Source organism: Dyadobacter diqingensis (genome assembly GCF_024220585.1).
Classification (GTDB): Bacteria; Bacteroidota; Bacteroidia; order Cytophagales; family Spirosomataceae; genus Dyadobacter; species Dyadobacter diqingensis.
In genome coordinates this window covers 36412-60338 of the sequence record NZ_JAMXKF010000009.1, presented here as the reverse complement: position 1 = coordinate 60338, position 23927 = coordinate 36412, and the positions used below count along the sequence as shown (strand labels likewise).

18 protein-coding genes are annotated in these 23927 nt (G+C 45.1%); 4 read left to right on the top strand and 14 right to left on the bottom strand.

The genetic code is table 11. The features are described from left to right. Nucleotides 1-2952, bottom strand: a complete 2952-nt coding sequence (locus M1L62_RS21735; RefSeq protein WP_254562014.1) for an FAD-binding and (Fe-S)-binding domain-containing protein — start codon at nucleotides 2950-2952, stop codon at nucleotides 1-3. A gap of 240 nt (nucleotides 2953-3192) precedes the next feature. Here M1L62_RS21735 and M1L62_RS21730 point away from each other — a divergent pair, with 240 nt between their 5' ends. Both M1L62_RS21730 and M1L62_RS21725 read left to right on the top strand, forming a co-directional pair. Continuing rightward, entirely contained in the window at nucleotides 3193-4653 is a 1461-nt protein-coding gene (locus M1L62_RS21730; protein WP_254561731.1) for a TlpA family protein disulfide reductase, read from the top strand. 23 nt (nucleotides 4654-4676) lie between these two features. Continuing rightward, a complete protein-coding gene (locus M1L62_RS21725) occupies nucleotides 4677-4892 on the top strand; it encodes a hypothetical protein (protein ID WP_254561730.1) in 216 nt (71 codons plus the stop codon). Nucleotides 4893-4919: 27 nt separating this feature from the next. Here the strand turns inward: M1L62_RS21725 and M1L62_RS21720 are convergent, their stop codons facing one another. Both M1L62_RS21720 and M1L62_RS21715 read right to left on the bottom strand, forming a co-directional pair. After that, nucleotides 4920-6200, bottom strand: coding sequence for a sensor histidine kinase (locus M1L62_RS21720; protein ID WP_254561729.1), 1281 nt, complete (start codon nucleotides 6198-6200; stop codon nucleotides 4920-4922). Next, complete coding sequence (locus tag M1L62_RS21715) at nucleotides 6197-6874, bottom strand: response regulator transcription factor (RefSeq protein ID WP_254561728.1); 678 nt, start codon at nucleotides 6872-6874, stop codon at nucleotides 6197-6199. The genes M1L62_RS21720 and M1L62_RS21715 overlap by 4 nt, the downstream gene beginning before the upstream one ends. Nucleotides 6875-7111: 237 nt before the next feature. On the opposite strand from M1L62_RS21715, the gene M1L62_RS21710 reads away from it, so the two are divergent. Beyond that, on the top strand, nucleotides 7112-8503 hold the full coding sequence (locus tag M1L62_RS21710; protein ID WP_254561727.1) for a TolC family protein: 1392 nt from the start codon (nucleotides 7112-7114) through the stop codon (nucleotides 8501-8503). A gap of 28 nt (nucleotides 8504-8531) precedes the next feature. Next, nucleotides 8532-12923 (top strand): efflux RND transporter permease subunit, encoded by a 4392-nt coding sequence (locus M1L62_RS21705; RefSeq protein ID WP_310589996.1) that lies wholly within the window; start codon nucleotides 8532-8534, stop codon nucleotides 12921-12923. Between the two features lie 72 nt (nucleotides 12924-12995). On the opposite strand, the gene M1L62_RS21695 is transcribed toward M1L62_RS21705, so the two are convergent. From M1L62_RS21695 to M1L62_RS21645, 11 genes are all read right to left on the bottom strand, one after another. Beyond that, on the bottom strand, nucleotides 12996-13568 hold the full coding sequence (locus tag M1L62_RS21695) for a DUF4136 domain-containing protein (RefSeq protein ID WP_254561726.1): 573 nt from the start codon (nucleotides 13566-13568) through the stop codon (nucleotides 12996-12998). Between the two features lie 130 nt (nucleotides 13569-13698). Further along, on the bottom strand, nucleotides 13699-14631 hold the full coding sequence (locus M1L62_RS21690) for a glycoside hydrolase family 43 protein (RefSeq protein ID WP_254561725.1): 933 nt from the start codon (nucleotides 14629-14631) through the stop codon (nucleotides 13699-13701). 22 nt (nucleotides 14632-14653) lie between these two features. Continuing rightward, nucleotides 14654-15298 carry a hypothetical protein gene (locus tag M1L62_RS21685; protein WP_254561724.1) on the bottom strand — a complete coding sequence of 215 codons (645 nt, stop codon included), beginning with the start codon at nucleotides 15296-15298 and terminating at the stop codon, nucleotides 14654-14656. 62 nt (nucleotides 15299-15360) lie between these two features. Next, nucleotides 15361-15915: a hypothetical protein gene (locus M1L62_RS21680; protein ID WP_254561723.1), complete on the bottom strand. Its 555-nt coding sequence runs from the start codon at nucleotides 15913-15915 to the stop codon at nucleotides 15361-15363. A 95-nt stretch (nucleotides 15916-16010) separates the two neighbouring features. Beyond that, on the bottom strand, nucleotides 16011-16955 hold the full coding sequence (locus tag M1L62_RS21675) for a sugar ABC transporter substrate-binding protein (protein ID WP_254561722.1): 945 nt from the start codon (nucleotides 16953-16955) through the stop codon (nucleotides 16011-16013). A 60-nt stretch (nucleotides 16956-17015) separates the two neighbouring features. Next, on the bottom strand, nucleotides 17016-17969 hold the full coding sequence (locus M1L62_RS21670) for an ABC transporter permease (RefSeq protein WP_254561721.1): 954 nt from the start codon (nucleotides 17967-17969) through the stop codon (nucleotides 17016-17018). Between the two features lie 38 nt (nucleotides 17970-18007). After that, the gene (locus M1L62_RS21665; protein WP_374760316.1) at nucleotides 18008-19534 is read right to left on the bottom strand and encodes a sugar ABC transporter ATP-binding protein; all 1527 of its coding nucleotides are present in this window, start codon (nucleotides 19532-19534) and stop codon (nucleotides 18008-18010) included. Between the two features lie 81 nt (nucleotides 19535-19615). Further along, the gene (gene tnpA, locus M1L62_RS21660; RefSeq protein ID WP_254561720.1) at nucleotides 19616-20068 is read right to left on the bottom strand and encodes an IS200/IS605 family transposase; all 453 of its coding nucleotides are present in this window, start codon (nucleotides 20066-20068) and stop codon (nucleotides 19616-19618) included. A 218-nt stretch (nucleotides 20069-20286) separates the two neighbouring features. Next, complete coding sequence (locus M1L62_RS21655; protein ID WP_254561719.1) at nucleotides 20287-21450, bottom strand: Gfo/Idh/MocA family protein; 1164 nt, start codon at nucleotides 21448-21450, stop codon at nucleotides 20287-20289. A gap of 72 nt (nucleotides 21451-21522) precedes the next feature. After that, complete coding sequence (locus M1L62_RS21650) at nucleotides 21523-22557, bottom strand: sugar phosphate isomerase/epimerase family protein (RefSeq protein WP_254561718.1); 1035 nt, start codon at nucleotides 22555-22557, stop codon at nucleotides 21523-21525. A gap of 142 nt (nucleotides 22558-22699) precedes the next feature. Then, complete coding sequence (locus M1L62_RS21645) at nucleotides 22700-23917, bottom strand: hypothetical protein (RefSeq protein WP_254561717.1); 1218 nt, start codon at nucleotides 23915-23917, stop codon at nucleotides 22700-22702. Nucleotides 23918-23927: the final 10 nt, after the last annotated feature.

The following is a 23927-nucleotide window of genomic DNA, read 5'->3' as shown; positions in this document are numbered from 1 at the left end:
TTAATTTAGTGCCTCCCACAATATTTCTATCGGATGCTTAGCCTTACGACCGGTACCGTCTTTGATCTGGTGCCGGCAGCTTGTGCCAGGTGCAGCGATGATTACTTCATCAGGTTGTTGGCGGACGGTCGGGAAAAGTACCAGTTCGCCTACCTGCATCGAAACCTCATAATGCTCCTGTTCATAACCAAAAGAACCTGCCATACCACAGCAACCGGACGGGATCAGCTGAACTTTGTAGTTTTCAGGAATCGACAGCGCTTTCTTGGAAGTTGTCAATGATGATAAAGCCTTCTGGTGGCAATGCCCGTGCAGTTTGATCAGGCGCTGTTCCTTGCCGAAAGGATCTTTGGTTATCCTTTTCGCGTCGATTTCCCTCGAAATAAATTCTTCAAATAACAGCGCATGGGCGGCTATATCCTGCGCCCCAATTTTCAAATGCTCGGGAACCAGATCAATATACTCATCCCGGAATGACAAAATCGCAGAGGGTTCTATGCCAATCAGCGGTGTTTTTTGCGTGATAATATCTTTTAGCAACTCCACATTTCGAACCGCCAGCTTTTGCGCTTCTTTAACCAAACCCTTCGAAAGGTATGACCTCCCCGACTCTTCATGCTCGGGAATAACTACTTCATAACCCAGTTTTTCCAAAAGTAAAACCGCCTTCTTGCCGATTTCTACATCATTATAGTTGGTAAACTCGTCGCAGAATAGATAAACTTTCGAATGCGTATTAGCATTGGAGGCATTTCTGTCATGCTTTTTCCACCAGTTTTTCAGTGTGGTGTTGTGCAGAAGCGGCATCGACCGGTCCGGATGAAAACCCACGATCTTGTTTGCCACTTTCCTGATCGCCGTCGTACCAAAAATGGCATTAAAGGCCCAGGGCGCTATGGAAGCGAGTTTCATCTGTTTCCCAAAGTTCGCAATCAGGTTTGTTCGGAGCGGAATTGGATGTGTTTCATAATATTGCTGGGTAAATTCCGCCTTCATTTTCCCCACATCCACGCTGGAAGGACATTCAGACTTGCAGCCTTTGCAGGAAAGGCAAAGATCCAGCACTTCCTTAACCATCTCCTGAGTCGTTGCACTTTCAGCCTGTGCAGTTCCGGGGGTTAAATATTGTCTTAAAATATTGGCGCGGGCGCGGGTTGTGTCCCGCTCCTTACGCGTGGCCATATAACTCGGACACATTGTTCCACCTGTCAGCTCCGTTTTCCGGCAATCCCCCGAACCGCTGCATTTTTCAGCGAGACGGAGCATGCTTTCGTCTTTCGAAAAATCAAAAGTGGTGGTCAGCACAGGCTTTTCCTGATCCTGTTCGTAACGCAAAAATTCGTTCATCGGTGGCGTATCCACGATCTTGTTCGCATTAAAAATGCCATTCGGATCCCAGATTCTTTTCACCTGCCTGAAAATCTCGTAAACTTCCTCCCCCATCATAAAGGGGATAAATTCACCCCGCAGACGCCCATCTCCATGTTCTCCGGAAAGCGCCCCGTTATATTTTTTCACCAGCACCGCCGTATCGGCCAATACCTGTCTGAATTTCTGTTTTCCCTCACTGGTTTTCAGATTGATCATCGGTTCCACATGCAGCTCCCCTGCCCCGGCGTGCGCATAATATGAGGCATGCAACCCATGATCCGCGATCAGTTTTTCAAGATCTTCGATGTACTCCGGAAGGTCTTCAACAGCTACCGCGCAGTCTTCGATCAAATTGACGGGCTGTGTATCGCCCGGCAAATTTCTGATCAATCCCAACCCCGCTTTTCTGATTTCCCAGGCTTTATTCGCCTCGTCGCCAAAAAGCAACGGGTAGGCATAACCCAGCTGTTCGGCAAGTAAATCGGCAACGAGGGCATCGGCCTGTTTTTTCACCTGTTCATCGTTCTCGCCCCAAAACTCCACCATCAATAATGCTGCCGGATCTCCTTCCAGAAAAAATCGGTTTTTGGAATACACATGATGGCCTTTGGTGAAATCCATGATGTAGCGATCCACCAGTTCGGAGGCCTTCGGATTATGTTTCATCGCGACCCGGTTCGCATGCAGCGATTCCGCGAGTGTATGGGCATGCACGCAAACGACACCGACAGAAGCCGGCGGCAGGTCCACCAGAGCGATTTTAGCCTCGGTCACAAAACACAACGTACCCTCCGAACCCGCGATAAGATTACAGAGATTTACCTGATTCTTTTCAAAATTGTTCACCAGTGCATCCAGCGCATAACCGGAATTCCGCCGCGTGACAGTCGGTTTGGCAAATTGTTTTTTGATAAGCTCCTGATCTACCGGATTGGAAAGTATCCCCCACATACCGGCGTAAATCGCCTGCTGTCTTTTACTCGCAGCCGGTGCTGCTATTTTTTTTACATAATCCGCCGTTTCCGTATTACCAAAAACCGCCTCCGAACCGTCCGACAACAACGCCTTCACTTCCAGCAAATGGTCCCGCGTAGCGCCCCAGGTTATTGAATGCAGCCCACAGGAATTATTGCCGATCATCCCCCCGATCATCGCACGGCTCGCCGTGGAGGTTTCCGGACCAAACAGCAGTCCGTACGGAGCAAGATGTTTATTGAGATCATCCCGAATTACACCCGGCTGAACCCTCACCCATTTTTCCGCAGCATTCACTTCCAGAATTGCGCCGAAATGCTTGGAGATATCCACCACGATGCCCTTCCCTACCACCTGCCCGGCCAGCGACGTTCCGGCTGCCCTTGGAATCAGGGTCAGTTTCTGTTCGTTGGCAAACTTGATCAGTTTCTGGATATCCTCCACCTTTCGCGGCAAAGCAACGGCCACAGGCATCTCCTGATACACCGACGCATCGGTTGCATAAATATGTCTTTGCGCGGTATGGACAGTAGAGTCGTCGTAATATAGCTCTCCGTCGAATCCGTTTTTAAGGGAATTAAAATCTAATAAGGTAAGGCGGTTCATCATTTATTCGGCACTTGCAGAGGCAAGTATTTTCTTATCGTTCAGGAAACGCGTTTTCGCCCTCAAAGATAACCTTACAGTATGAAAAAAGGAACGATCATACCGGGATCACGCATATTCACAAAAAGAAATCCGATATTGGCACAATTATTTGAATACCGGCTCTGACAAATCAAGCGATAATCCTTTGAATATTAATTCCTTATTCAATTCACAAACAAAAAACAATCCCAGCCTTATATGAAAAAAATTACCACACTTATTTTCCTTCTTTCCAGCCTGTTATCGTTTGGGCAAAAAAATGCTACCATCACGATAACGACTGCAAAACCGGAACAGGCGATTGTGTCGCTGGTGTTGGAAGATGTCCATTTTCACCCCAACCTGGGCATAGGTCTTGCTGATACCAAACTGGAACCTCTGACTACGATCGATCTCAAAGAAAAAACCAACGAGCGTGTCAGCGCAGCCATTACGGAGCCTAAAATTGTTCGCCTGCAATACAGCGGCGGCGGTGTGAATAAAACCTGGATGCTTTTTATTCAGCCGGGAGATGATCTTACCGCCACTTTTTCGAGCAATGCGAATGTTACTTTTTCAGGCAAAAATGCCGCTTATCAGGATTTCCTGAAAACCTATTTCCTGGAAAATCAATATCAGTACCTACCCGTTTTTGGATACAAGCCGTCTCAGATCGACAACAAAAGTGTTGCACAGCAAAGCGATAGTCTGCAAAAAATAAGACAAACGGCTTACGCTGCTTTCAAAACGTCGAATGCGACTGTTCCCGCATTTGATGCCTATGTGAATGCTACCACAACGACGGAGCCTTTCGTGATCCACCGGTTATTGCAGGAAAAAATCATGCGCCGAAACCGTGCAAAAAAACTGGAACCTGCCCAGCAGAAAGAGCTGGAAGATTTAACTTTGAGCAACTTCAAATTGTTACCTGACGAAGCGTTGTTAAGCCAGTCGTACCGCGATGAGCTGCGTAACTGGGTGCTTATTCCAACCACCAGGAAATTTCCGCTCGACTCGGCTACCCGTTATGAGCTGAGCCCAAAGGCGATTACAGATGTATACAATTTCAGCAAAGAAAAGCTGCAAAGTCATCCAAAACAGCAGGAGTATTTGTTGACTTACTGGCTAAACTATGCCGCCACGGCAATTCCGACACTGGAAACCAGTCAGACTTTATTGGCAGATTACAAAACAAAATATCCAAAATCGGAGTATACGGATTATTTTACTAAACTGCTTGAAACCAAATCGAAACTGACTGCGGGTTCTGCGGCAGCGGATTTCAATTTGCTGGATCGCGACAGCACGACCGTCTCTTTAAAACAATTCGCAGGCAAACCGACGGTTATCGTTTTCGCTTTCAATATCGGGGCACATGAGCCAACCATGAAAGCCATGGAGGCCAAGTATGCAGACAAGGTTAATTTTGCCTACATCACCCTGATATCCGGGATGCCATTTCAAAGCTGGAAACCTTATACACAAGCCAGAAATGGCGTCAAACATTTGTGGGCCTCGGAAGAAAGTGCTGAATTGTTAAAACAAAAATACGCAGTGGATATCCGTTACCCGTTTACCGTACTGGACGCATCAGGAAAAATCGTGGACCGCTGGATACCACAGGAATTCCCGAATAATAAGACTTTGGAGAAGGATATTATAAAGGCGATTGGGAAGTAAATACTTTTGAAACACACTATAAAATGGAAATCAAACAAATTAATTCCGCAGAAGAATACAACAAAGCGATTGACCGCATTGACCAAATCTTTAATGCCGTATCTGGCAGCGAGGATGCCGAAGAGCTTAACATGCTTGTCCCGATGGTCAACCAATACGAGTCAGAACACTTTCCCGTTGAAGAGCCCGACCCGGCGGAGTATCGAAAAATTCGACAAGAGGAAACGCTGCCTGGATGATAAATCAGCTTTAAACAATCCCAAAAACTATCCATTCCCCTCCTGCCCCTCCGGGCGAATGAGGATCGAATGGATAGTTTCATTATAGGTATATTCGATGGCAAGTCCATAATTGTCGCAGATTTGTTTGACAATCGCAAGCCCTAACCCCACCGATTCAGAACCGGCAGATTCCTTTTTAAACCTTTCAAACAATCTTTCTGGATCTGCCTTAAGATCATGGCCGGTATTACTGATCCGAATTAAATTGGTCTCGGATTCGAGATAAATTTTGCCCTTGGGAAGATTGTGACGGATGGCGTTGCTTAAAATATTGTTCAAAAAGATATCGGCCAGCGCGTGGGACATATGCACATCAAAACTTCCACCCAGATTCATTTCCACGTCAATTTCCTTATGCCGGATGATGTCTTCAAAATCCGCCAGCTTATTCTTTAACAGGTCCGTAAGATCCATATCTTCTGCCTCTGTAAATTGCTGATTTTCGATTTTAGCCAGCAATAACAATCCCTGATTCAAACGGGACATTCTGCGCGAAGCATGATAAATTTCCTCGATCCAGTACGTATGATTTTCACTCAGGTCTTTCGACTGGATAAATTGCTCTACCCTCGCGTTGATCAGCGCGAGCGGTGTCTGGATTTCGTGAGACGCATTTTCAGTAAATTCTTTTAGACTGGTATAATCATGCTGCATCTTATCAGCCATTTTTTTAAGCACGTCATCCAGCTCACTAAATTCGGTTACCTCACTCTGCGGAAGCTGTAATTTCTCCTTCTGGGTCAGATCAAACTCCTTAATCCTGGCGAGCGTGTCATAAAAAGGCTTCCAAAGTTTTCCCGACAGGCGTCTCTGAAACAAAAACATACTGATCATCAGCAACCCCAAAAAAGTAATCATCGCCGCAGAAATAGCTTCAATGAGCTTATAAGACTCCATCATGGATTTCCGGATCGCAACGCGGTGAGGTACCCCGCCAATAACGGTATAAAAAGTTACCTGACGGAACGGCCCGACACCTTCGTCATAACGATTCTGGATCAGGGTGTCTTTAAAGATCACCGAGGGATCGTATTCTCCGTAAACCGGAATTACCTCGATCTTGTTTTCAACAAAATAGGAGTTGTTGTTCCAGGTATCGTGGGTATGAATAAAAGTCTCAAAATCCCGCATTTCCACTTTTAACCGGGTTTCCACCTCATCGTAGATCATGTATTTGATGATCCAGTAAAATGCCACCCCCACGGCGAGATAAATGACCAGAGATGCCAGCAAGTAAATGCGGCTGGTTTTTTCAAGTAATTTCAAGAAGCAGCAAATTTATAACCGATACCATAAATAGACTGAATGTAGTCTTTCCCGCCCCTTTCAAGAATTTTCCGGCGCAGGTTTTTAATGTGCGAATAAACCATATCCAGCGAATCAGCCGAATCCATATGGTCGCCCCAGAGGTGCTCGGCAATGGACTCTTTCGTCAGTGCGACATCAATATTGGAAAGAAAATACAGCAAAAGATCATATTCCTTCCGCGATAAAAACGTCTCTTTTTCATTCACGAAAACTTTCCTTCCCTGCAACTGCACCCTGATTTCACGCCAGATCATATCATTATTCCCACCGAAATTCCGCCGGCGTATCAGCGATTTCACTCGTGCATTCAGCTCTGACAAATGAAACGGTTTTGTCATATAATCATCAGAACCGATTTCAAGCCCCTTGATTTTGTCTTCCAGCGTATTGCGGGCAGAAATAATAATGATTCCAGTCGTGGCGGCAATTTTTTTCAACGTTTCAATAATACCGAATCCCTCGCCATCGGGCAGCGTGAGGTCCACAATGGTACAGTCGTATTGATATAAACTCACTTTTTCATCCGCTTGCCAAAAAGTATTCGCCACCTCACAGGTAAACCCTTCCTTGCTCAGGTAATCCACTATACTTTCCGCCAGTCCCTTTTCATCTTCAACAACAAGTATTTTCATTTACAGCATTGGTATTTGATTGGCAAAACTAGCCGGAGATATTGGAAATATTTAGGAAATCCGGCAATTCTAAAAATATAGATCGCTGATTCTCTGGCATTCCCAAATGTTTCCAGAATTGCCCTTTAGTTTCGTTTAAAATTTCTTTGTTAGTAATCATCTCCTATCCCCATGTACTATCAACGTTCACACCAATTCCCTTTTCTAAAAATTCATTTTCATGTCAAATGCAAAAAAATGTTTTCTTTAAAACGTCATTACCTGTGTCTGTTTGTAGGCCTGTCAGCCTTTGCGTTGACGCATCAGGCCTCCGCACAAAGGGTCACTTTACAGCAAATACTTGAAGAAGGCAAACAAAACTACCCTTTTTTGAAAGCAAAACAAGCTGAAATTCACGGTGCAGAAAGCCGGGTTAAGTCTGCTAAAACCGACTACCTGCCTTCTCTGATTATTCAGGATCAGTACACCTTTGCCACAAACAATAGTGTGACAGGCGCTTTTCTGCCAAATGAGGGAAGTGCACTGTCTCCGTCGGGCGGGATCCGTCAGGAAAACATTTACAAAGGTGTTTTTGGAAGTTTTACCACCGCCCTGGTTGACTGGCGGGTTTTCAATTTTGGCAAAATAAATGCCAATGTAAAAGCTGCCCAAGCCGATATAGACCGAAGCAAGGCAGATTATGAAAACGAGCTTTTTCAGCATCAGGTTAAAATCGTAGACGCTTATCTCGTCCTTTTAATCAATCAGAAACTGGTTGAAGCCCAGCTGCAAAATCTGGACAGAGCACTGATTTTTAAACAGGTTACGGATGCAGCCGTTGGATCAGGCATGCGTCCGGGCGTTGACAGCTCGCTTGCCAGTGCTGAATATGCAAAAGCAAGATTGTTATTACTGGAAAGCAGAAGAGCCGAAAAAGTACAGCGTCTGCGTCTTTCTGAATTAAGCGGGCACCTGCAAGACAGCATTCAGGTGGATACGATGCGGTTTTATTCCCAACTTCCATCCTCTATGAATGCGGAACACAGTTTCCTGAAAAACCCGTCACTGGTTTTTTCTCAGGCCCAGATCGATGCGTCCTACGCCAGAAGTCAGGCTGTTCGCAAATCGTTTCTGCCTTCTGTTTCTTTAACGGCAGCCGGCTGGGGAAGAGGTTCCGGCGTTTCCAATAAAACGGATGCTTACCGCACCGATTTCGGGAGCGGAGTCAATTATCAGGTTTACAATTACTTATTTGGCATTTCAACGCGCTGGAATTTAACCAATATTCTCCGGGTACGAAATGATTACAAGGCGGAGCAATTTCAGGTAGAGCGTTTTAAAGAAATATTCAACACCCAGAAACTTCAACTGGACCGCCAGACGAGAGAAGCTGAAATGCAGTTTGACCTTTCGCTGGAACAGGCCAAACTTACGCCCGTGCAATTAGGTGCTGCGCAAACAGCCTTTGATCAGGCGGAAGCAAGATATGAGAGCGGCTTAACCGACCTGTTCACGCTGGCTCAAAGTGTGACCACGCTGAACCGCGCCGAAGTCGACAAATTTATAACCAATGGGAATGTATGGAGAGCGCTGCTGATGAAAGCCGCCGCTGCCGGAGATCTCACATTATTCCTGAACCAGTTAAACTAACCGCCCCTTTTCATCAAGATTAAAGCTTATGTCTCAACTCATTCGAACAGCCTTAAGACAACCCATTTCCATCGTGGTGGTTGTGATTGGCATCCTGTTTTTTTCCATTCTGTCTATCAGGAGTATTCCTGTGGATATTTTCCCGAACCTGGATTTGCCTACGATTTACGTGGTCCAGCCCTATGGTGGTATGGCTCCCGACCAGATGGACGGTTTCATCGCGACCCGTTATCAGGATCACTTTCTGTACGTTTCCGGTATCCGCGATGTAGATGTCAAAACGATCCAGGGACTTTCACTGATCAAACTTTCATTTTACCCCGGAACCGATATGGCTCAGGCCGCTGCCGAAGTCGCCAATAACGTGTCCAGGGCCAAAGCGTATATGCCTGAGGGTACCGTACCCCCTCAGGTCGTTCGCTTTGATGCCAGTTCGGTGCCTATCGGACAAATGGTTTTTGAAAGTAAGTCTAGATCGCTGAACGAAATCCAGGATTTTGCATCCTCCCGTGTACGTCCCATGTTTTCAAGAATCGAAGGTGTGTCGAGTCCTCCGCCTTTCGGTGGAAACCAGCGTACGATCGTCATACGCGTCGATCCGGAAAGAATCAGAAGTTATCATTTGACACCGGAAGAAATCATCAAATCCATTGTAACCAATAACCAGCCTTCACCGGCGGGGAACATCCGGATGGGTGACAAAACACTCATGACGCCGGTTAATTCATTGATCAAAAAACCGGAAGATTTCCTGAACATCCCGATCCGTGTTGGAGCGGGTCCGACCGTTTTTGTGCGTGATGTGGGCACTGTCGAAGATGGTGCGGACGTGACCGTAAGTTATGCGTTGATCAACGGACGCCGCGCTGTGTACATTCCCGTAGTAAAAAAATCGGATGCATCGACGCTCGATGTTGTGAATAATATCCGTGCAGCGCTTCCTCAGCTGAGAAATGCCGTTCCGGAAGACGTGAAAATTTCCTACGAATTTGACCAGTCGGTTTACGTGACCAACTCTTTGAAAAGTTTGATAACGGAAGGTATTCTGGGTGCTTTGCTGACGGGTTTGATGGTTTTGCTCTTCCTGAGAGACTGGCGGAGCGTGATTATTGTGGTCGTGACAATTCCAATCTCCATTCTTTCCGCGGTGATTCTGATGAACCTTTTCGGACAGACAATCAATATTATGACGTTAAGTGGTCTGGCGCTGGCCATCGGGGTTCTGGTGGATCAGGCCACGGTTACCATTGAAAATATTCACCAGCATCAGGAAATGGGAAAACCGAAAGAACAGGCGATTTGGGATGCCTGTAAGGAAATTGCCTTCCCGGAATTCCTTATCCTGCTGGCTATTCTGGCAGTATTTGCTCCTTCGTTTGTCATGAGTGGTATCCCGAGAGGAATGTTTTTACCACTTTCTCTCGCGGTAGGTTTTGCCATGATCGCTTCTTTTTTACTTTCGCAGACGCTGGTTCCGGTTTTGGCTAACTGGCTGTTAAAGGATCACCCGAAACATGAAGCACCCACACTGGCTTTGGATGCACGCGAAATTCACGACGTGATTGAAGAAGGCGAACATCCATCTCTTCCTCCAACCGGTTTTGAGAAATTCAAACTGAAATATCTGAGCCTGCTTTCGGGTATTATGTCAAAAGGAAAGCTGGTCGTGCCCGTGTATCTGGTTGGTGCTGTGGTGTTAATTATCGGAGGTTTTTTACTGATCGGGACTGATATTCTTCCCAAAGCGAACAGTCATCAATTCCAGATGCGTCTGAGAATTGCAGATGGAACGCGGGTGGAACGTACGGAAGAAGCAACGCTAAAAGTCCTTGATTTGATAAAATCGGAGGTTGGTAAAGAACATGTCGAAATATCTTCGGCTTATGTCGGAACTGTGCCTTCAAGTTATGGTACTTCGAATATCTTTGTTTTCAATAGCGGTCCGCATGAAGCTGTGTTGCAGGTTTCCCTGCATGAGGATTTTCCGGTCCGGATGGACGCACTCAAAGAACGCTTAAGGGAAAGAATCGGGAAAGAGCTGCCTAAGTTAAAAATTTCATTCGAGCCGATTGAGCTTGTCGATAAGATCATGAGCCAGGGATCCTCCACGCCTATTGAAGTAAGTGTTGCGGCAAAAAATGTGGAAGAAGCCGGACGGTTTGCCAAGAAAATTCAGGCTGAAATGAAACACATTTCATTCCTGCGTGACATTCAGATTGCGCAGCCGCTGGAATATCCGATCCTGGACGTTACCATTGACCGCGAAAGAGCCGGACAGCTGGGCATAACCTCTACGCAGGTGGCCAGATCCATGGTTGCGGCCACATCATCCAGCCGTTTTACGGATAAAAACCTATGGCTCGACGATGCCAAAGGGCTAGCCTATCAGGTGCAGGTGCAGATTCCGGAATACCAGATGACTTCGGTTGAGGATATCGGAACCATACCTTTAAAAACCGGAGTGAGTAATCCGCTGCTGGCCGACGTCGCCACTTTTGCTGAGAAAACAACACCGGGAGAATACGACCGCGCCGGGCCGAACCGTCTGGTAACGATAACCGCCAACCTTCAGAAAATAGATCTGGGTACGGCTACAAAAGCTGTTACAAAGGCCATCAAGGACGCAGGAGATCCTCCGCGCGGGGTATTGGTTGAATTGAAGGGCCAGTCGAATTTGCTGACAGAAACACTGTCGAGTTTACAAACCGGGTTAATGATCGCGGTTGTTATCATGTTCCTTCTTCTGGCTGCAACGTACCAGTCTTTCAAACTTTCGCTCGTCGTACTTTCTACAATCCCTGCGGTGGTGGTGGGTTCCATCGGCTTGCTCCTGATCACCGGCGCAACCTTGAATCTGCAATCCTATATGGGTCTGATCATGTCTGTCGGGGTATCCGTTGCGAATGCCATTTTAATGGTAACCAACGCAGAAAATCTCCGGCTTGAACTGGGCGATGCAGGCAAAGCCGTGACACTTGCCGCAGGAAGCCGGATCCGCCCTATTCTTATGACCAGTATCGCGATGATCGCCGGGATGGTTCCGATGGCCTCAGGACTTGGAGAAGGCGGTGACCAGATCGCACCGCTGGGCCAGGCCGTTATCGGTGGACTCATCGCCTCTACGCTTGCTTCACTACTTATCCTGCCGGCAGTATTTACCCTGGTACAAAGAAAAGCCAGCGTAAATTCCGTCTCCCTGGATCCAGAAGATCCTGAAAGTAATTTCTTCCGTAAAAACCTTCAACCGTCCTTATCCATGAATACGATCAAATCATTAATCATACTTGTTGTGGCCTCCGCCGCGTTTGTTTCCTGTAATTCGGCTGCCGAAACTGAAAAAAAATCAGAAGAGAAACCAGTTGAAACGCAAACGACAGAGCTGACGTATGTACAAAGCCTGCAACCTTCGAAAAAAATGGCTTTACCCGGCGAACTGATGCCCTGGAATAAAGTGAATATCCATCCGAAAGTAAAGGGTTTTGTAAAGACGGTACAAGTTGACCGTGGTTCGGCTGTGAAAAAAGGACAGGTACTGGCCGTGTTGGAAGCACCGGAAGTTTTATCGGAACTGAGCCAGGCCAAGGCACAGCTTATTGCGGCGGAAGCCACGTTGAGCGAAATTACAACGAAATACCAGATCAGCGGCAATACTTACAACCGTTTGCTTCGCACAAATAAAACCAAAGGTGCCGTATCCCTCAACGAACTGGATATTGCCCATGCACGGGTTTTGACGGACAGTTCCGCAACCGCCGTTGCCCGAGGAAATGTGCAGGCTGCTCGCTCACACATGGAATCGAAGTCAGAGCTGGCGAGATATCTGACCATTACGGCACCATTTAACGGCATTATTACGGAAAGAAATATCAGTCCCGGGGCGCTGGTTGGACCAGGAGAAAGCAGCTCGAAGCCGTTATTCATTTTGGAAGATAATACCAAGCTACGTCTCACGCTGGCGATTCCGGAAAACCTTACGGGCGCTATTCCCGACAAAGGTTCGGTAACATTTACCGTGACGGCAAGTCCAGAAAAACAATACAAGGCTACTTACGCGAGAAGTTCAAGAAGTTTGTCGGAAGCAAACCGCTCCATGATGACGGAATTTGATGTGGATAACAGCACCCGCGATCTGAAAGCCGGGATGTATGCGCAGGTTCAGTTGAACACCGAGCGGACTTCGAAAACATTATTTGTACCTACAACCTCGGTTGTCAGTTCGAGTGAGCAGGTTTTCGTAATCCGCCAGAAAGATAATAAGGCAGAATGGGTAACCGTAAAAAGAGGAACCGTCGTTGACACGCTGGTTGAAGTTTTTGGTGATCTGCATGAAGGAGATCCGATTGTGAAAAAAGCGTCCGAGGAATTCAGAAACGGTCAGGCACTTGAAGGCACTCCCAAAATGACAGCCAAGGTGAATTAATTTTGAGCATTTTTCAAACAGAAAGCGGCCGGAAACAATATGTTTCGGGCCGCTTTCTGTTTGAAAAGGATTTTATTTCGAACTATAAGTATCCAAAGTTGCCTGCGGGAAAGTTCTCAAAATATCCGCCATTGTATTTTTAACCATCGTTTCACGGTCGTCTTTTTTGGTCGGCGCTTTCACTTTTCCCGAAGCCCAGCCCTGCCAGATCATCTTGTCGCTGTTTCGCTGATAGATATTCAGGATAAAACGACTTTCCTGATAATTGTATGTAGAAATGTTATTTCCACCACCATACCACCACATATAAGGCGAGTACATGTTATTGGAACGTACCTGCTGACGATCTTTAACATCCGTCATAAAACGCACTACGATTTCAGGATTGTTATCCAATTTATAGCCTTTAGCCTGCATCACTTCCACGACTGCATCTTTTAATCTTCTTTTATTAAGCTCGCTTCCAAGCAATGGATCCTGTTCGTTGTTGCGTTCCGGTTCTACGTTGAAAGTTTTAAATTGTTTAAGATTTACAGAAGAATCATAATCGTAACTTGTCTGAAGTGCCTGGCTACATGCAACCATCATTATTCCCGCCACAACCATCATTGCGATGGATTTTGTCACTTTCACTATACTTTTCATACTGTTGATAAATTTTAGTTTACGATATATCTGACAACGTCTCAGTAGAAAGGTTTAATTCCTGAGGTTCAGATATCTATTAAACTACAAAATATGTTGATTTAATATATAGTAATAAAAATTTCATTTATTACATCTTTCCCAAACCTTTGAACACCGCTTCCGACACCTTAAAAACAGTCCCATGACGGATTCCTTTGGGAAAATGCACCTGATCCGAAACATCTTCCCAACGCTTCATATCCTTTGATCTTACAGCCCCGTATTTATGGTCGATGTACTTGTCAAAATATACGTATGTGTAGTCACCGATCGAAACGGCGGTGGGGCCTTCCGCCCAGTAATTACCTGTAATGGGCGGCGAAGTTTTCAATGGATAGGGCCCAAAGGCCTGTTTCGATTCCACTACCCGGATATTTTTTTCAGCCGGTTTCGGATTTTCATTTTTGACAAACATGTAATAAAGCCCGTTTCTCTTTAAAATCGTCGCATCAATCACACTAAAATTCGGGTTATAAAACATTTTTGTCTCACTGAACGTCTTAAAGTCAGGTGTTGTAACGGCATAAATCCTGTGATTTAATCCTTTTTCACTTTCGGAATCAGCCACATCGGTATGACGGCCAGGAATTGTCGTGGCCCAGTAGATGATATAATTCTTTTTTTGATCATCGTAAAAAACTTCCGGCGCCCAGCTGTTTTTCGCGGCCGGTTCATGTTCCATCACCGGAATCGCCTTTTGCTCAGACCAATGGATAAGATCCTTTGAACTGCTGTAACCGATGATCCTGTCATGCCAGCCCGTGGTAAAAACCATATGAAACAAACCATCGGCTCCTTTGATGATACAAGGATCACGCATCAGTTTATCCTTCCCGACCGTCGGCGTCAAAAACGACTTTTCATTTTTTAAGGCTTCCCATTTCAGTCCGTCGCGGCTATACGCAAAATGCAGTCCATCCTGACCATTGTCGACGAAGTAAGAAAAAAGATAAACATCTTTCTGTGCCTGCGTCACAGTCATGGAAAACAGAAAACAGATAAGTACGGATAGTGTTTTCATAAGGTGTTGGGTTAAGTTTTATTCAATATTGTGGGAATACATTATAAATAAAGGCAAGCCATACATTCCTTATGTTATCGGTTCGTGCAGGCTTAGAACCAGTGCTAAGGTGACTATATACACCTTCATAGAAATTAATATTTTCTAAAAAATCAGCCATTTGGGTTTTTAAATATTTTTCTACTTCTCCATTTGCTTTTTTTAGATCCTCTAACGGATTCTGACGATTATCGAATGAATAAACTATATCTTCAAAATCTTTACTGGTTCGAAAATCACCTGAATTTCGATTGTTATGCGCTTCTATTTTAGAGGCAATAAAATAATGAAATGGCATAAGTCGTATTGAGATTTCGTAGTCAAGTTCATAAAGGAAACTTTCCTTCATCCCTTGTTCATACCATCTGTTGTGAAAACCTAAAACACTTTCATTGGTCGGCATAACATCTACAATCAGATCATCGATTTTATAGCGCCCAATAAACTTTGCGTCTGTTACATTTCTAAAACCTAATTGACGTAATTTCTCCTCAAAGACTGCAAATTCAACTCGGGTAGAAATCGCAACGACAATATCGATGTCGTCGGTGGGCCTCACTTCGTCAGAACCAGATTTATCAGCGTACAGAGCTACCACTGATCCACCAACGAAGACAACGTCTTTCAATAAGTAGTCAAGTTTCCCTGCAACCTCTCTTATTCGTTTAATGTATACGTGCCTGTTATAAATCATTGAAAAAACCTTTTTTCTAATTCAATACATGCCAATTCTTTTTCTCTGGCACCTCCTATTCTCAACGAATCGGTTAAAGCCAGCAACTCATAAAATAATTCATTCTTCTCTGCTACAACCGGAACTGTATGATAAAGTGGGACTATCGCCTGTCCACGGACTTTTCCCTCCGGATGTTCCCAAACCACTTCTTCCTGGAATGAGAGTTTACTTTTCAACGGTTCTGCGGAATGTGCGGTAGGAATTCCTCGCACTAAAGACCCTGGTTGAACCGGAAAAACGTATTTAAGTCCAAATTTTAAAAATTCCAACAATGATTGCCTAAATACATGTTTAGATAAATTCACATCAATTAATCCTGAGAAAGATGATCTATAGATAGAGGCAGAAATCTCAGCAGTGCTAATTTTTAATAGCTCTGCAAGATCCTTATTCTGTGTTGAGTTTAGGAATTTCAAATTATTTCCACTATTCCATTCTTTTCTCTGAATAGATATTATAGCCAAGAGAACAACAATATCCTGCGGACGCATCCCTTTATGATCTTTCATAACATGTAATTTTTGATTTGCAATTTACGATTCGCAAATCGCAAATCAAAAATTGACACCAAAAAAAGTCGTGCAGTATTATTTACTCTATATTTCTATTTCAAAAACTCACCCAAATTCTTCTGGGTAACCAGTTGAAAAGGAATCAAAACTTCTTTTTCAAAGGCTGCCCCTTTTGCAGCTTTTATAGCTGTTTCGATTGCCATACCTCCCTGCTGTTTTGCATTTTGATATACTGTCGCATCCAAAGTCCCTTTTTTAACTGCCTGCAATGCATCCGGTATTGCATCGATACTGACAACGATTATCTTATTTTTAAGTCCGGCAGCTTCCAGCGCTTTTACAACACCCAGCCCCATCTCATCATTTTGTGCAAAAATGGCGTTGATCTTGGGACCGAAAGACTGGATCCAGTTTTCTGTTAAGGACATCGCTTTTGCCCTATCCCACTCCCCTGATTGTTCGGCCAGAAGTGTCAGACCTGGATTTGCTTTTAAAATTTCTTTGGCACCTTTGTCTCTTTTAATCTGCGCCGCCTGACCCATGTAGCCATGCATCATAATCACATTACCCTTTCCTCCCAGTTTTTCCACAATATATTTCATCGCAATCCGCGCCGATTCGGTATCGTCAGATCCAACAAATGCCGTTGGTTTCGTGCTCGTTTCCGAGTTGACATTAATGATCGGAATTTTAGCATCCATCGCAAGCTTTACAGCCGGCGAACTAGCCTCTACTTCACAAGGATTCATCACAATAGCATCCACACCCTGAGCGATAAAACTTTCCACCTGCTCAACCTGTTTCAGCGCAGATCTTTCCGCATCCACAGTGATCAGCTCTACGCCCAGCTCTTTCGCTTTCGCTTCCATTTGATCGCTGACGTTGACAACAAATTCATTTTGCATACTCAGCATCGTCGCACCAATCACAAGTTTTTTATCCGCACTTTCCTTCCCCGATTCATTGGTTTTCGATTGATTGCAGCCCGTCAAAATAGCCGCGACAAGTGCAAAGGCGTAAATGGAATTCAGTTTCATAATTGATTTATATTCAACAATATCACATTAAATTTAAAAGTAAATTCGGCACAGGATCTCCTATACACTTTTCTCTTTTCCCATACTATCCAAAACCACGGCTCCAATGATGATCGCGCCCATGACCACCTGCTGGTAATAGGATGTCACGTTCAGTAAATCCAGACTGTTACTAATGACACCAATCAGCAATGCGCCTATTAAAGTCCCGGTCATGGTGCCCGTTCCGCCCGACGTGCTGGTTCCGCCAATAATCGCGGCTGCAATGGCATCCAGTTCGAATCCTGCTCCGGCATTAGGTTGTCCGGTGGTGATTCTTGAAGTCAATAAAATCCCTCCCATCGCAGAAAGCAGCCCACAGATTGTGTAAACCCACATTTTCACATGATTAACCCGGATACCCGATGCCCGTGCAGCAGGCTCATTGCCACCCACGGCATACATGTAACGCCCTAAAATGGTTTTGTTCAAAATGACCGAACAGCCCGCAAAAGCGAGTATCAGGATGATGATAGGAAAAGGAATACCAAACATATTACCTCCCCCAATGAAATTGAAAGCATCTGAAAGATTGGATATTGGCCGGCCTTTGCTCAAAATAAGCGCCAGTCCCCGCCCGATGGTCATTGTGCCCAGGGTAACGATGAAGGGAGGAACCTTGCTTTTTGTAATGACCATTCCGTTAAAAGCGCCTAAAATAAGTCCTCCTGCCAGACCTGCAAAAACCGGAACGATCACGGGATAAGTATCAGGATGGGCAAAAGTAGCAGCCAAAACACCGGTCACCGCCACCATAGATCCCAATGAAAGATCAATACCTCCGGTAATGATCACAAAAGTGACGCCGAAAGCCAGCAACGCATTGATCGACACCTGCGTTCCGATGATCATCAGGTTGGACAGCGTAAAAAATTTGGGTGTACTTAAAGCAAGACCCAGGCAAATGATTGCAAAGGCCAGGAAAATGCCATATTGACCAACACTCCGAAATTTTGTTGCAAGTCTGTTTTCCACTATTTATATTTTTGAAAATGTATAGTTTTCTTCTCGTGTTATTGGACTGAATATTTCATGACCAGCTCCTGAGTTGCTTCCTTTCTGGTAAGCATTGCCGTCTGTCTACCTTTTGACAAAACCATAATCCGGTCGCTCATCCCTAAAATTTCAGGTAATTCTGAGGATATCATGATCACTGCAATACCCTGGGCCGTGAGGTTATGTATCAGTTTGTATATTTCGAATTTGGCACCTACGTCAACACCCCTTGTCGGCTCATCCAGAATGATGACTTTCGGAGATGATAACAATACCTTTGCGATCACAACTTTTTGCTGGTTACCGCCGCTTAGATGTGTTACTTTCTGACCAACGCCAGACGTTTTAATTTTAAGGTCAGCAATGATTTTATTCACCGCTTTGTCTTCACTTTCATCACTTATAAAAATCCCACGACGATGTTCGGGCAAACTGGCCAGTGTAACATTGTGCTTCACCGATAACTCCGGAATAAAACCCAAACCTTTACGATCTTCACTGACATAACCGATGCCTGCATTCACAGCATCCCTCGCCGATTTTATAAAAACTTCCTGACCATTGATTTCTACCGTACCACTGTCGGCCAGTGCCAGTCCGTAAATAGCCTGGGCGATCTCGGTTCGTCCGGCTCCCATCAATCCTGAAATACCAAGTATTTCCCCCGCACGTACTTCGAAACTGATGTCAGAAAATTTGCCTTTCTTGCTTAGATTTTTGACGCTAAGTACTGCTTTCCCTTTTTCAGCAACTGGTTCGGGAAACATTTTATCGATTTCACGGCCAACCATCATGGCTATCAGACTGGCGTTATCAAGCTCAGACGCGTTTTTTGTAGCAATATACTTTCCATCACGTAAAACAGTAATCGTATCAGCGATTTCAAAGATTTCGTCCATCTTATGTGAGATATAAATGATGGCGACACCTTTGTTTTTAAGTTCCCGGATAATCCTGAAAAGGGTGGCAACTTCCTTGTCCGAAATAGCAGATGTGGGCTCATCCATAATGATCACCCTGGCATCATTGGAAATCGCCTTGGCGATTTCTACCATTTGCATCTGGGCGACGCTGAGATATTTCATCTTCACATCAGCGAGGATATCGACACCCATTTCTTGTAACAAGGAGGTCGCCCTGGCTACAATATTTTGATCATTAAGCCAGCCTGTTCTCGATCCTGTGATCTCTTTTTCTCTGCCCAGAAAAATATTTTGTGCCACCGTAAGCTCCGGAACGATCAGAATTTCCTGATGGATCATTGAAATTCCCTTTTTCAGAATTGCATTGACATCGCTCTTTTCTAAACGATTTCCTTCTAAAACAATTTCTCCGGAATCAGGCTTTACTAACCCCACCAATATCTTCATAAAGGTGGATTTCCCGGCACCATTCTCTCCCATCAATGCATGAACTTCTCCCTTTTTCAAGGTTAGCCGCACATCGTCCAACGCCTTAATCCCGGCATAGGACTTCGAAAGACCGATTATATTAAGGATTACATCACCCATAACAAAACACAAAAAGCCCTGAAAGGGCGCCATACCTCAGAATAGGGCACCGCCCTATTCACTATCCACGTCGCGATCACAACCATGATCGCGAATACAATGCCCGATACGAATTCAATCCCAAACATACCGTTCATCATATTCAACATTATATTTTCTCAAAAAACCTCGGTATTCATCCTGAAAAGTCCGGTTTTCGTGATGCATTTTCTGGTTCTCTATGTATTTAATTACCACATTCAATTCATATGGATTGACCGAAAAAATCCCATAACCGTCCTGCCAATAGAAATTGGCATATTCATTCCCTTTCGTCTTGATCCATTTGGAAGAAGTTTTTTTCACTTCCTCCAGCAATTTCATCACCGTTATCTTTCTTGATAAAACACAAAGAATGTGAACGTGATCAACATAACCTCCAACCTTAATCGGCAGGCATTCAAACTTTTTACATATTCCGCCCAGATAGCGATAGAGCTCATTTTCGATTTTTTCGTCGATCAAAGGCTGACGATATTTGGTGCTGAACACGATGTGTGTACAGATTTTTGATAATGATTGCGGCATTTTTCTGGTGCCCGGAGGCTTATAGTGTGTGGTAATTTTTTGGGTGGGTATTAATCATATCACAATACCCGGTGTGATAATGATATTGATTGATTGATAGGGCATTGCCCTATCCTAAAATATTAACCCTTTCAGGGTGTGTTTTGCACCGTTACCCTGAAAGGGTTAATCCCTCAGAATTGGGCACCGCCCTATTCTATTCAATTCAATAGTTCAAATCAAGACCCAGCCCATTCAACGCCAGTATCTTTCCAGCTCTTGGAAGCGGCCGAATCCAGTACAGCCTCGCAAACCTTCTGCGTTTCCAAAGCATCCTTGAACGTCGGACTGCAATCCTTCCCGGTTTGCAGACTTTCAAAGAAATCCGCTACCTGATGTATGAACGAATGCTCATAACCAATGCTCGTTCCAGGAATCCACCATCTTTTCATATAAGGCTGATCACCATCCGTCACCAGAATCGATCTCCATCCCCGAACGATCGATTCGTCCGAATGGTCAAAGAATTCTAGACGGTTCAAATCATGCAGATCCCAACGGATCGACGCATGTTCGCCATTGATCTCAAACGTATAAAGCGCCTTGTGCCCACGCGCATAACGCGTAGACTCAAAAAGTCCCAGCGAACCATTGTCAAAATGGCAATGAAAAATACAGGCATCATCAATACCAACCTTCTGCACCTGGCCGCTGGCCTGATGCACACGTTCCTTTATAAAAGTCTCGGTAACGGCTGAAACATCTTTAATTCCGCCATTAATCCACATAGCCGTATCGATACAATGCGCAAGCAAGTCACCCGTTACACCAGAGCCGGCAGCCTCGGCGTCCAGACGCCATGTAGCTGCACCGCCCTGCGGCACATCCGGATTGATCGTCCAGTCCTGAAGGAAATTCGCGCGGTAATGGAAAATCCGACCCAATTTACCCGAATCAACGATTTGCTTGGCAAGCGTAACCGCAGGAACACGACGATAGTTATACCAAACAGTGTTTTTCACCCCAGCCTTTTCAATAGCATCCACCATCGTCTGTGCTTCTGCCAAAGTTCTTGCCAATGGCTTTTCACACAAGATCATTTTACCAGCCGCAGCCGCAGCAATCGCAATTTCAGCATGCGTATCATTTGGCGTACAAATATCCACAGCATCGATATCATCCCGCGCGATCAGAGCTTTCCAGTCTGTCTCTACGGATTCGTATCCCCACTGATCTGCAAACTCCTGAACCTTTTGTGCATTACGCGAACAAACCGCTTTCAGCACAGGTCTGTATTCCAGTTCAGGGAAAAAGTTATCAATCCTGTTATATCCATTGGAATGCGTACGCCCCATTAATCCGGTGCCGATCAGTCCAATTCTTATTTCCTTCTTATTTGACATGATGTTAAATACGTTATTGGTTCAAATGTTATTCCGATACTTTCGCAGCCCCAAAACCAGATCAGGCATTTTTCAGGCCTCGTACCATCCATGTGCCTGACGCACGCGTACCAATGCCGCGAGAATATCATTCCAGGTTTTCTGGTCCGTCATCACCGAATTCGGGAACATACATCCATCCCAGCAGATATGACGGAAAGCCTTTGTAAGCTCGCCGTTTTCATGGCGCAGCCAGTAGCCGGCGTCATGCGTAATATCCAGTTTTCCGTTCGGGTCTGTCGCTAGACAGTGACGGCCTGTTTTATCATGTGAACCCGTTCCGTGAACCGTACCATCATTCTGCGCCACATGAAAGTCAATCGTCCATGGACGCAAAGCGCTTGTCATTTTTTTCAACCCTGCTTCCAGTGCGTCACGGTCGCTCCATTCAAAATCAACAGGCAATACACGGTCCTCCGGACGGTTATATCCCAGCAGATAAAGGAAAGTATGCGACATATCAGCCTGAAAACCAATATTCGGACGATCCACGGCTTCCAGTGTATCGATCATCGTTTTCCAACTGTGCATACCACCCCAGCAGATCTCACCTTCGGCAGCCAGTTTTTCGCCATACTCGGCGGCAACGTCACAAGCCCTCCTGAAAGTTTCAGCGATCAGTTTGGTATTGTTTACCGGATCAAGATCCCATGCTTCCGGCTTACTTGCAGAATCGATACGAATGATCCCATTGGGGCGAATACCCAGTTTTCTCAGCTTCTGACCAAAAATGGCAGATTTTTCAACCTGCTTTACAAACTCGTCGCGTTCATCTTTACTACCCATTGCCGGGCCACCCCAGATCGGAGCTACCAGACTGCCTATTTCAAGATTAAGTCCGCCAACTTTATCAACCAATTTTTTTATACCGTCGTCACTCATATCCAAATCGATATGAGGGTCAAAAAGGCCGATATCGATACCATCGAATTTCACGCCGTTTACCTCAGCAGCGGCAGTTTTTTCAAGCATCGTATCAAAAGAAATGACAGGTTCCGAATCAGAACCTTTGCCGACAATACCGGGCCATGTGGCATTGTGGAGCTTGGGATAATTATTTTCTGGCATGGTTTAGTAGATTTTAGCGATTAGCTGTAAGCTACTGGCTCACAGTTGATTCAAAAAACACACAATAAATATTTTAAACTTTACGACTGACAATAAGCAAGTTGGTCTGATACCTCAAAGCTAATTCCTAATAGCCAAAAGCTTATTCAATAATCAAATCCGGATTCAATGGACCGAAGTGTTTCAACATCACGATCGGGTCATTCGCAGACGGATTGCTGATCACAACACCTTCCTGCGCAGCTTTTTCGCTTACAAAGAATTCGTCGTTCGTCAATTGTCCATAACGGATCAACGCAGGCGTTTCAATATTCCACTCACCCAATTTGCCATGGCCCTGCATCACGATAAGTCCGTATGCGGCCGCATCTTTGATGGTAACAGTCTGTCCTGGAAAAACAGTAAGCTCCTTGGCACTGTAAGCCTCGTTTTTATAACAAATCCAGTTTTCACTATATCCTTCTGCCGCCATCTCTTCAACATCTTTTACTGGTTTAGGGCGCATGAAGTGCTTTTCCATCAAATTAGGATTTACATTCAAATCCCAGTCGATCACTTCCATCAACAGGTCGTAATCTCCGACTCTGTCTTTCGGCGTTCCTTTCCAAAGTAATTCTTCCGGAATAACCGCCTCATTGACAAGCGATTGATACATCGCAAAAATATCAGATGCTTTTTGAGGTTCATAGGTACACAAACTGCCAGGCGCGTGCAACATGCCAGGAGGAACATCCCAGCCTGTTCCAGGTTCCAGACGAAACGCCTGCGAGTAGTTGGTAATCTTATTATCACCCTTGGTGAAGTTCATCAGACACTCCTTAATCTGTTCTTTCGAAGTACCTGGAGCTATTCCAATAAATGTGTATGGAAAATCCCCGCCGTGGTTATTGAGTTGTGGGGGGAAATAATATGCTTCCGGCTTTCCGTTCTGACCGACCATCGCAGCGTGTTCATCTCTGTGGTGGATATGGTGAGGCAATGGGCCCATGTTATCAAAAAACTTGGAATACATCGGCCAGCTTTTATATTCATCCCAAAGTCTATCCCCTATAATTTCACCTTTCAGCTCACTTACTGCATCTCTCAATGTCACTTTTTGAACACCTGACTCATCTTCAAAAACGATCTGGCTCAAACCTTCATTTTCGCCGGTAAGCGGACCGTTCTCTGCCGGAGTAGTTGACGACAGCCAGCGTTCATCAATCCCGCCTCGTTCGCCTCCCAAAACGTAATAATCATCCGGATGTAATTTTATTCTACGGCCAGGCACACAAAATGACCTCGGCACCCATGTCGGAGCCAAACGCAATATTCCTTTTCCCTGTTCTAATGCCTTTTCTGCTATACTTGAAAGTCCCATTGTTTGATAT